Annotated in this window: 13 protein-coding genes; 8 read left to right on the forward strand and 5 right to left on the reverse strand. The window is 62.0% G+C overall.

Annotation, left to right across the window (positions count from 1 at the left end):
* Positions 1-2: 2 nt before the first annotated feature.
* From amn to BFP99_RS32650, 4 genes are all read right to left on the reverse strand, one after another.
* Positions 3-1,475 (reverse strand): AMP nucleosidase, encoded by a 1,473-nt coding sequence (amn, locus tag BFP99_RS02180; RefSeq protein WP_024077553.1) that lies wholly within the window; start codon positions 1,473-1,475, stop codon positions 3-5.
* 114 nt (positions 1,476-1,589) lie between these two features.
* Positions 1,590-3,245, reverse strand: coding sequence for an acyl-CoA dehydrogenase family protein (locus BFP99_RS02185; protein ID WP_065946568.1), 1,656 nt, complete (start codon positions 3,243-3,245; stop codon positions 1,590-1,592).
* Positions 3,246-3,348: 103 nt separating this feature from the next.
* Positions 3,349-5,739 carry a hybrid sensor histidine kinase/response regulator gene (locus tag BFP99_RS02190; protein WP_065946569.1) on the reverse strand — a complete coding sequence of 797 codons (2,391 nt, stop codon included), beginning with the start codon at positions 5,737-5,739 and terminating at the stop codon, positions 3,349-3,351.
* A 29-nt stretch (positions 5,740-5,768) separates the two neighbouring features.
* A complete protein-coding gene (locus BFP99_RS32650) occupies positions 5,769-6,017 on the reverse strand; it encodes a hypothetical protein (RefSeq protein ID WP_141690743.1) in 249 nt (82 codons plus the stop codon).
* Here BFP99_RS32650 and BFP99_RS02195 point away from each other — a divergent pair.
* From BFP99_RS02195 to BFP99_RS02210, 4 genes are all read left to right on the forward strand, one after another.
* Complete coding sequence (locus tag BFP99_RS02195; protein WP_065924982.1) at positions 6,016-6,813, forward strand: hydroxymethylpyrimidine/phosphomethylpyrimidine kinase; 798 nt, start codon at positions 6,016-6,018, stop codon at positions 6,811-6,813. The genes BFP99_RS32650 and BFP99_RS02195 overlap by 2 nt on opposite strands.
* 32 nt (positions 6,814-6,845) lie before the next feature.
* The gene (gene thiE / locus BFP99_RS02200; protein WP_065924981.1) at positions 6,846-7,475 is read left to right on the forward strand and encodes a thiamine phosphate synthase; all 630 of its coding nucleotides are present in this window, start codon (positions 6,846-6,848) and stop codon (positions 7,473-7,475) included.
* A gap of 11 nt (positions 7,476-7,486) precedes the next feature.
* A complete protein-coding gene (hemL, locus tag BFP99_RS02205) occupies positions 7,487-8,770 on the forward strand; it encodes a glutamate-1-semialdehyde 2,1-aminomutase (RefSeq protein WP_065924980.1) in 1,284 nt (427 codons plus the stop codon).
* A gap of 226 nt (positions 8,771-8,996) precedes the next feature.
* The gene (locus BFP99_RS02210; RefSeq protein ID WP_065924979.1) at positions 8,997-9,551 is read left to right on the forward strand and encodes a tetratricopeptide repeat protein; all 555 of its coding nucleotides are present in this window, start codon (positions 8,997-8,999) and stop codon (positions 9,549-9,551) included.
* Positions 9,552-9,559: 8 nt separating this feature from the next.
* Here the strand turns inward: BFP99_RS02210 and BFP99_RS02215 are convergent, their stop codons facing one another.
* Positions 9,560-9,886, reverse strand: a complete 327-nt coding sequence (locus tag BFP99_RS02215) for a DUF1820 family protein (RefSeq protein ID WP_003215457.1) — start codon at positions 9,884-9,886, stop codon at positions 9,560-9,562.
* A 131-nt stretch (positions 9,887-10,017) separates the two neighbouring features.
* Here BFP99_RS02215 and miaB point away from each other — a divergent pair, with 131 nt between their 5' ends.
* The 4 genes from miaB (at position 10,018) to BFP99_RS02235 (ending at position 13,898) form a co-directional block, all read left to right on the forward strand.
* Entirely contained in the window at positions 10,018-11,346 is a 1,329-nt protein-coding gene (gene miaB / locus BFP99_RS02220) for a tRNA (N6-isopentenyl adenosine(37)-C2)-methylthiotransferase MiaB (RefSeq protein ID WP_065924978.1), read from the forward strand.
* Positions 11,347-11,560: 214 nt separating this feature from the next.
* Positions 11,561-12,565 carry a PhoH family protein gene (locus tag BFP99_RS02225; RefSeq protein ID WP_065924977.1) on the forward strand — a complete coding sequence of 335 codons (1,005 nt, stop codon included), beginning with the start codon at positions 11,561-11,563 and terminating at the stop codon, positions 12,563-12,565.
* The gene (gene ybeY / locus BFP99_RS02230) at positions 12,558-13,016 is read left to right on the forward strand and encodes an rRNA maturation RNase YbeY (RefSeq protein WP_027605250.1); all 459 of its coding nucleotides are present in this window, start codon (positions 12,558-12,560) and stop codon (positions 13,014-13,016) included. Before BFP99_RS02225 ends, ybeY begins: the two co-directional genes overlap by 8 nt.
* Before the next feature lie 42 nt (positions 13,017-13,058).
* Positions 13,059-13,898, forward strand: coding sequence for an HlyC/CorC family transporter (locus BFP99_RS02235; protein WP_005791724.1), 840 nt, complete (start codon positions 13,059-13,061; stop codon positions 13,896-13,898).
* The last annotated feature ends 5 nt before the right edge of the window (positions 13,899-13,903 follow it).

The raw sequence follows: 13,903 nt of genomic DNA on the forward strand, positions 1-13,903 counted from the left end.
GCTTAGCGGAACGGCGGCTCGTCGAAGCTGCGCAGTTTGCGCGAGTGCAGCGAGTTGAGTTCGGTACGCAACAGGTCCACCGCCTCGATGCCGATCTTCAAGTGCTGGCTGACCGCACGTTCGTAGAACGCGTTGGCCGAACCCGGCAGCTTGATCTCACTGTGCAGCGGCTTGTCCGACACACACAACAACGTGCCGTACGGGACGCGCAAGCGGTAGCCCTGGGCAGCGATGGTGCCGCTTTCCATGTCCACCGCCACGGCGCGGGACAGGTTGATCAACGGCCGTTCCTGGGCCCAGCGCAGTTCCCAGTTGCGGTCGTCATAGGTCAGCACGGTGCCGGTCCGCAGGCGTTTTTTCAGCTCTTCGCCTTTCTCACCGGTGACATTCGCCGCCGCCTGCTGCAAGGCCATCTGCACTTCGGCCAGGGCCGGGATCGGGATGTTCGGCGGCACCACCCGGTCGAGAATCCCATCGCGGCGCATATAAGCGTGGGCCAGTACGTAGTCGCCGATGGTCTGGGATTGGCGCAGGCCGCCACAGTGGCCAATCATCAGCCAGCAATGCGGACGCAGCACCGCCAGGTGGTCGGTGATGTTCTTGGCGTTGGACGGGCCGACACCGATGTTCACCAGGGTCACGCCGTGGCCATCGCTGGCCTGCAGGTGATAGGCCGGCATCTGGTAGCGGTGCCACACTACGCCGGCGGCAATCGCCGAGGCTTCGCCGTGGTCCATGCTCTTGTCGATGATGACGTTGCCCGGCAGCACCATGCGGATAAAACGCGGGTCGCTGCGCAATTGTTCCAGGCCATGCAGGATGAACTGGTCGACATAGCGGTGGTAGTTGGTCAGCAGGATCCACGGCTGCACATGGCGCCAGTCGCTGCCGGTGTAATGCACCAGCCGACGCAGGGAAAAGTCCACGCGCGCCGCATCGAACAGCGCCAGGGGCAGCGGGTCGGTGTTTTCCCAGTCATACAGGCCATCGGCGATGCCGTCAGTGGCGGCCGACAGGTCGGTGCTGGGGAACACGCGCGCCAAGGTCGCGGCGGTCACACCGGAGCCGGCCAGTTCGTCGCCCTGCTCCACTACGTAAGGGTATGGAATGTTTTGCTGGCTGACGCCCACTTCCACCGTCACGGTGAAGTCGTGCATCAGCGGCACCAGTTGTTCCAGCAAATACTTACGGAACGCCGCCGGATGCGTGACGGTTACGCTGTAGGTCCCAGGTAACTGGACCTTGGCATACGCCCGGGTAGTCTGTGGGACTTCGCCGTGGCAGTGGTAAGTCAGGCGCAGTTCCGGATAGCGAAACAGCGCGCGTTGTTCGGCGTCGGGTTCGACGCGGTCCTTGAGGTATTGCTTGAGGGCTTGATTGAGCGCGCCGGTAGCCCGCTCATGCAGGGCCGCCAGCCGATCCACGGCCTCTTCGGCGGTTTGAACGACAACAAAAGCTTCGGTCACGGTAAGCATCCTGTGTTCTGACTTGCAGGCCTTTATCTTGCCTGTATCCCTGTCAGACGCAAACCTTGAATTGGAGTGTCCTCTCAAGATGGCTGCAAGCCCCCTCCCACATTTGGACCGTGTTTATTCAGATACATTGGGGCTTGAGCGCGCGACGATGGCCCCGACATCGACGCCACGCGGCAAGGTGCCGTAGACGCGGCCAGACGACTGGCCCAAACGGCTGGCGATAAAACCATCGCTGACCGCCGCATGACCGGCCTCCAGCAGCAACTTGGCCTGTAGCGCCACGGCAATATCCTCGGTCAACTGCCGCGCGCGGTACTGGATGTCCTGGGTGTCCATGAACGCCGACTTCAGGTGTTCGATATGCCGTGCCAGCTGCTTATCTCCATGCCCGTCACCGAGTTCGACAAACAGCGCTTCCAGCACACCGGGCTCCTTGGAGAGTGCGCGCAGCACGTCCAGGCATTGCACATTGCCGGAACCTTCCCATGTCGAATTCACCGGTGCCTCACGGTACAAGCGCGGCAGGATGCTGTCCTCCACGTAGCCCGCGCCGCCCATGCATTCGGCGGCTTCGTTGATCATTGCCGGGGCGCGCTTGCAGATCCAATACTTGCCCACCGCCGTCACCAGCCGAGCGAACTTGGCTTCCCGCTCATCGCCCAGATTGTCCAGGGCGCAGCCCATGCGCATGCTCAAGGCGAGCGAGGCTTCGCTTTCCAGAGCGAGGTCGGCCAGCACGTTTTGCATCAGCGGTTGCTCGCTGAGCACACGGCCACCGACCCGGCGATGAGCACAGTGATGGCTGGCCTGAGTCAGCGCCTGGCGCATCAAGGCACTGGAACCGACCATGCAATCGAAGCGGGTCATGGCGACCATCTCGATGATGGTCGGCACGCCACGCCCCTCTTCACCGATCATCCAGGCCAGGGCCCCACGAAACTCCACTTCACTGGACGCATTGGAGCAGTTGCCCAATTTGTTTTTCAGGCGCTGGATATAGAACTCGTTGCGGGTGTCATCCGGGCGGTGCCGGGGCAGCAGGAAACAGGTCAGGCCTTTGTCGGTCTGGGCCAGGGTCAGGAAGGCATCGCACATCGGCGCGGAGCAGAACCACTTGTGACCGACCAGTTCATAGGCTTGCCCGGGCCCGCCGGCGCCCACCGGATAGGCGCGGGTGGTGTTGGCGCGCACGTCGGTGCCGCCCTGCTTCTCGGTCATCGCCATGCCGATGGTTGCACCGGCCTTGTGGGCAATGCCGACATTGCGCGGGTCATAGTGGGTGCTGAGGATTTTCGGCAGCCAGGTCTGCGCCAGGTCCGGTTGCAAGCGCAGGGCAGGGACGCAAGCGAAGGTCATGGTCAGCGGGCAGCCGGTGCCGGCCTCAGCCTGGCTGTGCAGGTAGGTCATGGCCGCACGCGCCACATGGGCACCGGACTGTGGATGGGCCCACGGCAACGACGGCAGGCCATGCTCGACCGCGGAGCGCATCAGCTCGTGGTAGGCCGGGTGAAACTCCACCAGGTCGATGCGATGCCCATACCGGTCATGGCTGCTGAACACCGGTTTGTTCTGGTTGGCCAGGAACCCGGCCGCCATCAGCGGCCCGCCGGCCAACGCCCCGTAGGCATCGATGCGCGCCTGCGCCCAGCCGGCGCCAAAGCGCCGCGACCAGTCTTGCAGGGGCACGTCGATGCGGTACAGGTTGGTGCCGTCCAGGGAGGGCGGCTGGTTGGTGACGTCGTGGGTTTCGGCGAACTGATGCAGGTTCATGACGGGCCTCCTGGAAAAAGGCCCTGTCGAATGCACACCTACCCAGAAAGAAAGGCGCAGATCGATTGAGGCCGGTTTTTTCAGTTAAGCACCGTCATCCGGGTTAAAAAAGTGGCATACCCGCCGAATGCCCGGCGCTTTCGCCCTCGAGCGCGCTCAACAAGTGGCGCTCCAGTACCGCCTGCAGCGCCTCGAAGCGCACCGGCTTGGCCAGGCGGTCGGTGATGCCGATGCCATGACCGCGCTCTCGCTCGGACGTATTCAGCGACGTACTCAAGGCGATCACCGGCAATTCACCGCAGCCCGGCAGTGCACGGATCTGACAACACAACGAGAAGCCGCCTTCGGGCACATCCAGCAAGACCGCGTCGAAGCTTTGCCCCTGCAAGGCCGCCAACGCCGCCGGGCCACTGTCCACGGTTTTCACCCGGTAACCCAGCTTGAGCAACATGCCGCGCACCACCAACTGGCCCACGCTGTTGTCATCCACCAGCAATACCGTGCAGTCCTGAGGCGCACGCTGCCGATCGGGCGCCGGTTTTGCCTCGGGCGGCACCGGGCTGACGTTCACGTCCAACTGGAAGCGGCTGCCCTTGTGCGGCTCGGAATGATGGGTAAGGCGTCCGCCCAACAGCTCGATCAATTGCCGGCAGATGGCCAGGCCGATACCCAGGCCGCCGTATTCGCGGGTCATGGAGCCATCGAGCTGGAAAAAGCGCTGGTACAAGGTCGCCTCGTCGAGGAAGGCGAAGCCAATACCGGTGTCGGTCACAATGAAGCTCAGGCGCACGTCGCCATCACTGTGAGGTACACCCACCACCCGCAGGCGCACGGAGCCTTCGCGGGTGAACTTGAAAGCGTTGTCCAGCAAGCAATCCAGGCACTGGAGCAGTTTGTCGGCGTCACCCACCACACGGTCCGGCAGCTCATCGGCGACATCGATGGAAAATGCCAGGCCTTTGCCTTGGGCACTGGTGGTAAATTGCTGGCGCAAGGTGTCGAGCACGCCGCGCAGGCTGAACACCCGAGGCTGGGCACTCAGGCGCCCGGCCTGCAATTCGGTGAGGGTGAGGATGCCGTTGACCATGCGCATCATGTCCCGTGCCGAACCGGCGGCCGTTTGCTGGTACTGCGCCAGGTCGTCGTCCAGCGACACCGTTTGCATCAGCTCAAGGGAGCCGATCACACCGTTCATGGGCGTGCGCAGTTCGTGGGTCAGCGTCGCGAGGAATTCATCCTTGAGACGGTTGCTGCGGGCCAGTTGCTGGTTGAGCACTTCGAGCTTCTGGCTGGCATCGAACAGGATCTGCGCCTGCTGCTCACGCATGGCATTGATACGGTCGGCGAGGGCCAGGGATAGCAGCGCCACTTCAATCGCCGAGCCGATCTGGCTGGCGTACATGGTGAGGAACACATTGGGCAGGTAGCCCAGTACCATCAGCGTGTTCACCACCCCGCCCAGCAGGAACGCCGACCACGCGATAATGAAATACCGCGCCACCCGCTGGCCGCAGTACCAGGCCTTGATGGCGGCGACGAAGATGGTCACGGTGAATACCAGCGCCAGGCCGGTCGCCAGGCGCAAGGCCAGGGCGTAGCTGGTCAGCAGCGCCAGCGCCATCACTACGCCGCCGCATACCGCCAGTGCCAGCAAGAGCCGGTTGAGCCAGCGGCTGTGCTGCGCGGTATGCAGGAAGCTGCGGGCGAACAGGCTGCCGAACAGCGCCGCCGAACCGATCAGCAACGGCACCGCCGCATTCGCCCACCACGGGTTGTTCGGCCAGAAGTACTGCACGGCCACGCCATTGACCGACAGTTGGTACAGGCCAAACGAGGCGATATAGAGGATGTAATACAGGTAGCTGGTGTCGCGCACGCTCAGGTAGATGAACAGGTTGTAGACCAGCATCCCCAGCAGGACGCCATAGATCACCCCCAGCACAGACAGGCGCAGCGGTTGTTGCTCCAGGTAAGCGGTGCCGGCCCAGAGCGTCAACGGCGCCTGGATCGAGCCCTCGCTTTGCAGGCGCAGGTAGAGCGTTTGCTGCTGGTCGGGCACGAAATTGAGCTTGAACAGGTAGTTGCTCTGGCTGACTTCACGACTGGAAAAAGGCAGCGCACTGCCGGTGCGGCTGGCCAGCCGATAGTTACCGGTGCCATCGTTCTGGTACAGGTCCAGATGATTCAGCGGCGGGTAAGCCAACTCCAGGAACCAGGTACGGGGGGCACGGGGGTCCTTGGCCACGTAATGCAGGTCGACCTTGAGCCAGAACACTGAGCGCGAATAGCCGGCGTTGAGGGTGGCGTTGTCATGGTGCTTGAATTGAGCAGCGTAGGCGGGGGAGCTTACTTCGGCGATGGTGAGGGCATCGGTCGGGTCTTCGAGCACTTGCATGGCTCGGCCCAGCGGCAGGCTTCGGGTGTCCTGGTTGAACTCGATGGCGCTGGCGAGCATCGGCAGCCCGCACAACAATAAGATCAGCAAATAGCGCATAGAGCCCCAGCGTGGCCTGTCCGGTTATGTCAAAAGCCCCCCATTCCTTTTGAGAAGACGTACACCGGCGGTACAGTTAAGTTGTTTGAATCCACTTTAGCATAGCCGCTAAAGGCCATTGGACACCATTGAAATGATTTTTTGAAAGGCTCTAGAACAAGGCTTTCAGCGCGTTTCATCGACGAGAAAACACCAAAAAAAGCGGCGTTTTCGCGACAACATTCAACCATCGCCCGAAGGCCCCGCCAAAAGCGTTTGGTGGTAAGCTCGCGCACCATGAATATCTACAGCTCTCGCCCCGTTGTCCTCTGTCTCTCCGGCCATGATCCCAGTGGTGGCGCCGGCTTGCAGGCAGATATCGAAGCCCTGCTCGCCCAAGGCTGCCATGCGGCCCCGGCCGTCACTGCCCTGACCGTGCAGAACACCGTCAATGTCAGCGATTTCCGTGTACTGGACCGTGAGTGGGTACTGGCCCAGGCCAATGCCGTACTCGGTGACTCCGACGTGGCGGCGGTCAAGCTGGGCATGCTCGGCTCCACCGCAATGGTCGACACCGTGGTCGAACTGCTGCAGGCGCACCCGCACCTGCCGGTCGTGTGCGACCCGGTGCTGCGCGCCGGCGGCGGCGGCAGCCTGGGCAAGGACGAAGTCGGCTATGCCATGCGCGAGCGGCTGCTGCCGCTGTCGCTGATCGCCACGCCGAACCTGCCTGAAGCCCGTATCCTCGCCGAACTGCCCGAGGGCACCGCCGACGAATGCGCCGAGAAGCTGTTGCCGTTCATCAAGCACCTGTTGATCACCGGCGGCCATGGCGATGAGCACGAAGTGCACAACCGCCTCTACAGCCGTGATGGCACGCGCCAGACCTTTACCTGCCAGCGCCTGCCCGGCAGCTATCACGGTTCGGGCTGCACCCTGGCCAGCGCCCTGGCCGGACGGATCGCCCAAGGCGAAGGGCTGGTGAGTGCGGTGCAGTCGGCACTTAACTACACTTGGCGCACCCTGCGTGACGCCGAACAACTCGGCCAGGGCCAGTTCGTACCGCGCCGGCTGCCGCTGGATTTCTGCTCGTAACTATCTGCTCTTAACAGCAAGAGGCCTGCCCGATGAAACTACGTGGCCTTTACGCCATTACCGACAGCCAACTGTTGGCCGGCAAGTTCCTCGCCTATGTCGAAGCGGCATTGGACGGTGGCGTGACCCTGCTGCAGTACCGCGACAAAAGCAGCGACGAAGCCCGGCGCCTGCGCGAAGCGGAAAAACTGCGGGAGCTGTGCTCGCGCTACAAGACCCAGCTTATTATCAATGATGACTTCGACCTGGCCGCGCGCCTGGGCGTCGGCGTGCACCTGGGCCAGACCGATGGCCCACTGACGCCGGCCCGTGCGTTGCTCGGTTCCAAGGCGATCATCGGCGCCACCTGCCACGGCCAGATCGAACTGGCCGAACAGGCGGCAAAAGAAGGCGCCAGCTATGTCGCCTTCGGCCGCTTCTTCAATTCCAACACCAAGCCGGGCGCTCCGGCCGCCACCGTTGAAATGCTCGCCGAGGCCCGCAAGCGCCTGCATGTGCCGATCTGCGTGATCGGCGGCATCACCCTGGAAAACGCCGGACCGCTGGTGGCCCATGGTGCCGACCTGCTGGCCGTGGTCCACGGCCTGTTCGGTGCCGACAGTACCCAGGAAGTCACGCGCCGCGCCCGCGCCTTCAACGACCTTCTTAAAATTTCAGTTTAGAGAGCCCGATCATGTCTCGTTCCGAAACCCTGTTTGCCGATGCCCAGAAACACATCCCCGGCGGTGTGAACTCCCCCGTGCGTGCGTTCAAAAGCGTGGGCGGCACGCCGTTGTTCTTCAAGCATGCCGAAGGCGCCTACGTCACCGACGAAGATGACAAGCGCTACGTGGATTACGTCGGCTCCTGGGGCCCGATGATCCTCGGCCACAGCCACCCCGACGTGCTGGACGCAGTGCGCAGGCAACTGGAACACGGCCTGTCCTACGGCGCACCGACCGCCATGGAAACCGAGATGGCCGATCTGGTCTGCAGCATCGTGCCGTCGATGGAGATGGTGCGCATGGTCAGCTCCGGCACCGAAGCCACCATGAGTGCGATTCGCCTGGCCCGTGGTTTCACCGGCCGCGACAGCATCATCAAGTTCGAAGGCTGCTACCACGGCCATTCCGATAGCCTGCTGGTCAAAGCCGGTTCCGGCGCGCTGACCCAAGGCGTACCCAGCTCGGCCGGCGTACCGGCAGCGTTCGCCAAACACACCCTGACCCTGCCGTTCAACGACATCGGCGCCGTCGAGCAGATGCTCAGCGAAGTCGGCCAGGACGTAGCGTGCATCATCGTCGAGCCAGTGGCCGGCAACATGAACTGCGTGCCGCCCGCCCCGGGCTTTCTGCAAGGCCTGCGCGAACAGTGCGACAAGCACGGCGTGGTGCTGATTTTCGACGAAGTGATGACCGGCTTCCGCGTTGCCCTCGGCGGTGCCCAGGCGCACTACGGCGTCACGCCGGACCTGAGCACGTTCGGCAAGATCATCGGTGGCGGCATGCCCGTGGGCTGCTTCGGCGGCAAGCGCGAGATCATGCAGCACATCGCGCCGCTGGGCCCCGTGTACCAGGCCGGCACACTCTCGGGTAACCCGCTGGCCATGGCGGCCGGCCTGACCACCCTGCGCCTGATCAGCCGCCCGGGCTTCCACGCCGAGCTGACCGACTACACAACCCGCCTGCTGGACGGCCTGCAACAGCGCGCCGACGCCGCCGGTATCCCGTTCGTGACCACGCAAGCGGGCGGCATGTTTGGCCTGTACTTCAGTGGTGCCGATGACATCGTCACCTTTGATGATGTGATGGGCAGCGATGCCGACCTGTTCAAGCGCTTCTTCCACCTGATGCTGGAGGGCGGCGTGTACCTGGCACCGAGTGCCTTCGAAGCCGGCTTCACCTCGATCGCCCATGGCGATGCCGAGCTGAAACTGACACTGGATGCCGCCGAACGCGCCTTCGCCGCACTGAAATAAGCCGGAGCAAAAACCTGACGTCGCTGTGGGCGGCGTCAGATTTGCTACTTTGCCTACAGGGATTTCCTTATTTTTCCGAGAATTTACCTGCAATCCGGCAGATAACTTGCCCAAGCAGCAGAAAAACGAGTAAAGACTTTGTAAGCAGAGGCCTGCTTATTTCATAATGCGCGCTTATTGGATCCCGAGAGGGTCCGCGCGCCCCGTCAGAGGTAAGTCGATTCCCATGAAACGCACCGGCCGCACCCTGGTACTGGGCTGCCTGTTGCTCCTTCAGCCGCTGCTGGCACATGCCCAGGCAGGCGGCAACTCGTTGTTAATCCCAGCGATGGGTCGTTGCACCCTCAATACCCAGCCAGACAGCCAGGCCGAAGCCCTGAGCGCGTGTCAGAAACAGGCCGACGGTGGGGATGCGCAGGCGCAATACGAGTTGGGCGAGTACTACCACGACAGCAAAAACCCCGCCCGTGACCTCAACAAAGCCTTGAGCTACTTCGAGAAAGCCTCGCTGCAGGGCCACGCGCAGGCGCAGTTCCAGCTCGGCACCATGTTCTTCAAAGGCGAAGGCGTGCCGGCCAATAACGTCCAGGCCTATATCGTGCTGAAAATGGCCGCGGTCAACGGCGCCGAAGACGCGCTGGACACCGCCGACGAAGTCGCCGAGCACATGCAACGCGATGAATTGGAAGTGGCCACCCAAGTACTGGGGCAGATTTTCCGCAACTACCTGCTGGAACTGCAGAGTGCCGATGGGCGCTCGCCCTTCTCACCCCTGCCCTGACACCCAGCCTATTTCTCAGGCATCGGCATCGGAAACGGCATGACATTGCTCATGCCCCGGGCTTCGCTGATCTTCGGCGTGCCCAGGCGCTCGACTTCGTCGATGCGCACGATCGAATGCATCGGCACAAAACTGCGCACCACGCCTTCGAACTGGGCCTTGAGCTTTTCCTCGCCCGGGTCGACGACCAGCTGTGTGCGCTCGCCAAAGACGAACTCTTCCACTTCCAGGAAACCCCACAGATCACTTTGATAGATCTGCTTGGCGTACATTTCGAACACCTGGCCCTGGTTGAGGAAAATCACCTTATAGATTGGAGCTTCACGTTTGGTCATGGTGGGTGAGGAACACATGGGGGATATAAAAGAGGGCGCGAACTATAGCATGGCACCCGATGCACAGTGCTAGGAACCGATGGGCATGACCCCTATAATGCGCGGTTCTTTACCACCAGTTGACGATTCCCATGGCCAAGAAGCTTTATATCGAAACCCACGGTTGCCAGATGAACGAGTACGACAGCTCGCGCATGGTCGACCTGCTGGGTGAACACCAGGCCCTGGAAGTCACCGCCCGCGCCGAAGATGCCGACGTGATCCTGCTCAATACCTGCTCGATCCGCGAGCGGGCCCAGGACCGTGTGTACTCGCAGCTGGGCCGCTGGCGCGAATTGAAACTGGCCAACCCGGACATGGTGATCGCCGTCGGCGGTTGCGTGGCCAGCCAGGAAGGCGCCGCGATCCGCGACCGTGCGCCGTATGTCGACGTGGTCTTCGGCCCACAGACCCTGCACCGCCTGCCGGAAATGATCGACGCCGCACGCGTCACCAAGCTGCCCCAGGTCGACGTCTCGTTCCCGGAAATCGAAAAATTCGACCACTTGCCCGAGCCGCGTATCGACGGGCCGAGCGCCTACGTGTCGGTGATGGAAGGCTGCAGCAAGTACTGCACCTTCTGTGTGGTGCCCTACACCCGTGGTGAAGAGGTCAGCCGGCCGTTTGACGACGTGCTCGCAGAAATCATCCATCTGGCCGAAAACGGCGTGCGCGAAGTGACCCTGCTGGGCCAGAACGTCAACGGCTATCGCGGCCTGACCCACGACGGGCGCCTGGCTGACCTGGCGGAGTTGATCCGCGTGGTCGCTGCGGTGGATGGCATCGAACGCATTCGCTACACCACCTCGCACCCGCTGGAGTTCTCCGATAGCCTGATCCAGGCCCATGCCGACGTGCCGGAACTGGTCAAGCACCTGCATTTGCCGGTGCAATCGGGCTCGGACCGCATCCTCTCGGCGATGAAACGCAACCACACCGCCCTGGAATACAAATCCAAACTGCGTAAATTGCGCGCGGCGGTGCCAGGCATCTGCATCAGCTCGGACTTTATCGTCGGCTTCCCCGGCGAAACCGAGAAAGACTTCCAGCAGACCATGAAGCTGATCGAAGACGTCGGTTTCGACTTCTCCTACTCGTTCGTCTACAGCCAGCGCCCCGGCACCCCGGCGGCGGACCTGTTGGATGAAACGCCGGAAGCGCTGAAAAAAGAGCGCTTGAACGCGCTGCAACATCGCCTTAACCAGCAGGGTTTCGAGATCAGCCGACAAATGGTCGGCTCCATCCAGCGCATCCTGGTCACCGACTACTCGAAAAAAGACCCTGGCGAATTGCAGGGCCGCACCGAGAACAACCGGATCGTCAACTTCCGTTGCGATAATCCGACATTGATCGGTCAGTTTGCCGACGTGCACATCGATGCGGCGCAACCGCACTCGCTGCGCGGGTCGCTGGTGCAATAAACCAAGTTTCTGTAGGAGCGAGCTTGCTCGCGAAAAACCTGAGGGCACCGCGTATATTCAGGCTGCACGCGTTACCGTTGACGTTTTTCGCGAGCAAGCTCGCTCCTACAGAATCGCCGTCAGCCAATATGCTCCGTTTAAGTGCTTTCGCACCCGGCGTGCTGGCGTTATCCTCTCTTTCACTTAAACAGCCAAAGGGCGGCTAAAAGCAACCTTGAACGCACCCATAGCAGAACCCCATCGTTTTCTCCTCGAGCCCTTTGAGGCTCGCCGTTTCGCCAACCTGTGCGGACAGTTCGACGAGCACCTGCGCCTGATCGAACAACGCCTGAGCATCGAGATCCGCAATCGCGGCAATCAGTTCGAGCTCATTGGTGAACCCCAACACACCACGTCTGCAGAAAACCTGCTGCGCCGTCTCTACCGTGAAACCAAGGGTAGTGAGCTGTCGCCGGAAACGGTGCACCTGTACCTGCAGGAATCTGCCGTGGAAGACCTGGCCAACAACCCGGTGGCCGAAGCCAGCGTGGCCCTGCGCACCAAAAAAGGCATGATTCGCCCCCGCGGCTTGAATCAGCAGCGCTACGTCAAGGAAATCCTCGGCAACGACATCAACTTCGGCATCGGCCCGGCCGGTACCGGCAAGACCTACCTGGCCGTGGCCTGTGCGGTCGACGCCCTCGAGCGTGAGCAAGTACGCCGTATCCTGCTGGTGCGCCCAGCGGTCGAGGCCGGTGAAAAACTCGGCTTCCTGCCCGGCGACCTGGCCCAGAAGATCGACCCGTACCTGCGCCCGCTCTACGACGCACTGTACGAGATGCTCGGCTTTGAATACGTGGCCAAGCTGATCGAGCGCCAGGTGATCGAGATCGCCCCGCTGGCCTACATGCGCGGCCGCACCTTGAACAACAGCTTCATCATCCTCGACGAAAGCCAGAACACCACCGTCGAGCAGATGAAGATGTTCCTCACCCGTATCGGTTTCGGCTCCACCGCCGTGATCACCGGTGACGTCACCCAGGTCGACCTGCCCAAAGGCACCAAGTCCGGCCTGGCCCAGGTGATCGAGGTGCTCAAGGATGTGCCGGGTATCAGCTTCACGCACTTCATGCCCAAGGACGTGGTCCGCCACCCGCTGGTGCAGCGCATTGTCGAAGCCTACGAGCGCTTCGACCACCGCGATGACACACCGGCCAAGGACGTTCGCCGCGATGCTTGAGCTTGACCTGCAGCTGGCCACCGAAGCGCCCGCCCCCAGCGAAGAACAGTTCCGTCAATGGTGCGCCCTGGCCCTGCGCCAGCGCAGCGCCGACTCGGAACTGACCATCCGCCTGGTGGACGAGCCCGAGGGCCGCGAGCTGAACCACACCTGGCGCCAGAAGGACTACGCGACCAACGTGCTGTCGTTTCCCGCCGATGTACCCGATGAGTTGCTGGATATCCCCCTGCTGGGCGACCTGGTGATCTGCGTCGAGGTGGTCGAGCGTGAAGCGAAGGAACAAGGCAAGGAACTTGAGGCTCACTGGGCCCATCTAGTCATCCACGGCTGCTTGCATCTCTTGGGTTACGACCATATAGACGATGAAGAAGCCGAGGAAATGGAAGCACTGGAACGAACGTTGCTTGCAGAATTGGGTCACCCTGATCCATATGCAGACGACGAAAACTGATCAACACTCAACTGTCACATCAAAGGATTTAGAGTAATCGCTATGAGCGAAGACCGATCGAGCAACGGGCAAAAGTCATGGCTGGGTAAACTGACCCAGGCTTTTGCCCACGAGCCGAAAAACCGCCAGGAGCTGCTGGAGCTGCTGCGCGAGGCCCACCAGAATAAGTTGCTGGACAGCGAAGCGCTGGCCATCGTCGAAGGCGCCATCCAGGTGGCTGACCTGCAGGTTCGGGACATCATGGTCCCGCGCTCGCAGATGATCAGCATCAAGGCGACCCAGACCCCACGGGAATTCCTCCCGGCCGTGATCGACTCGGCGCACTCGCGCTACCCGGTGATCGGCGAAAGCCATGACGACGTCATGGGTGTCCTGCTGGCCAAGGACCTGCTGCCGCTGATCCTCAAGGAGAACGGTGACAGCTTCAACATCAAGGACCTGCTGCGCCCGGCCACCTTCGTGCCCGAATCCAAGCGCCTGAATGTGCTGCTGCGCGAATTTCGCGCCAACCACAATCACATGGCCATTGTGATCGACGAATACGGCGGCGTGGCGGGCCTGGTGACCATCGAAGACGTGCTGGAACAGATCGTCGGCGACATCGAGGATGAGCACGACGTCGAAGAAGACAGCTACATCAAGCCGCTGCCCAGCGGTGACTTCCTGGTCAAGGCGCTGACGCCGATCGAGAACTTCAACGAGTTCTTCGACAGCGAATTCTCCGACGACGAGTTCGACACCGTCGGTGGCCTGGTGATGAGTGCGTTCGGGCACCTGCCCAAGCGTAACGAAACCACCGAGATCGGCGCCTATCGCTTCCGCATCCTGAATGCCGACAGCCGCCGCATCCACTTGATTCGCCTGACACCTATTGCCCGCTAAGGATT

Source organism: Pseudomonas sp. 1 R 17, from assembly GCF_900067035.1.
Taxonomy (GTDB): domain Bacteria; phylum Pseudomonadota; class Gammaproteobacteria; order Pseudomonadales; family Pseudomonadaceae; genus Aquipseudomonas; species Aquipseudomonas marginalis.

Coding starts and splice junctions, on each gene's coding strand:
- BFP99_RS32650 (WP_141690743.1), bottom strand. CDS start 6,017: ATGGTGCGCGAGCTTACCACCAAACGCTTTTGGCGGGGCCTTCGGGCG.
- ybeY (WP_027605250.1), top strand. CDS start 12,558: ATGCTTGAGCTTGACCTGCAGCTGGCCACCGAAGCGCCCGCCCCCAGC.
- BFP99_RS02215 (WP_003215457.1), bottom strand. CDS start 9,886: ATGACCAAACGTGAAGCTCCAATCTATAAGGTGATTTTCCTCAACCAG.
- BFP99_RS02235 (WP_005791724.1), top strand. CDS start 13,059: ATGAGCGAAGACCGATCGAGCAACGGGCAAAAGTCATGGCTGGGTAAA.
- amn (WP_024077553.1), bottom strand. CDS start 1,475: ATGCTTACCGTGACCGAAGCTTTTGTTGTCGTTCAAACCGCCGAAGAG.
- thiE (WP_065924981.1), top strand. CDS start 6,846: ATGAAACTACGTGGCCTTTACGCCATTACCGACAGCCAACTGTTGGCC.
- BFP99_RS02185 (WP_065946568.1), bottom strand. CDS start 3,245: ATGAACCTGCATCAGTTCGCCGAAACCCACGACGTCACCAACCAGCCG.
- miaB (WP_065924978.1), top strand. CDS start 10,018: ATGGCCAAGAAGCTTTATATCGAAACCCACGGTTGCCAGATGAACGAG.
- BFP99_RS02210 (WP_065924979.1), top strand. CDS start 8,997: ATGAAACGCACCGGCCGCACCCTGGTACTGGGCTGCCTGTTGCTCCTT.
- BFP99_RS02190 (WP_065946569.1), bottom strand. CDS start 5,739: ATGCGCTATTTGCTGATCTTATTGTTGTGCGGGCTGCCGATGCTCGCC.
- hemL (WP_065924980.1), top strand. CDS start 7,487: ATGTCTCGTTCCGAAACCCTGTTTGCCGATGCCCAGAAACACATCCCC.
- BFP99_RS02195 (WP_065924982.1), top strand. CDS start 6,016: ATGAATATCTACAGCTCTCGCCCCGTTGTCCTCTGTCTCTCCGGCCAT.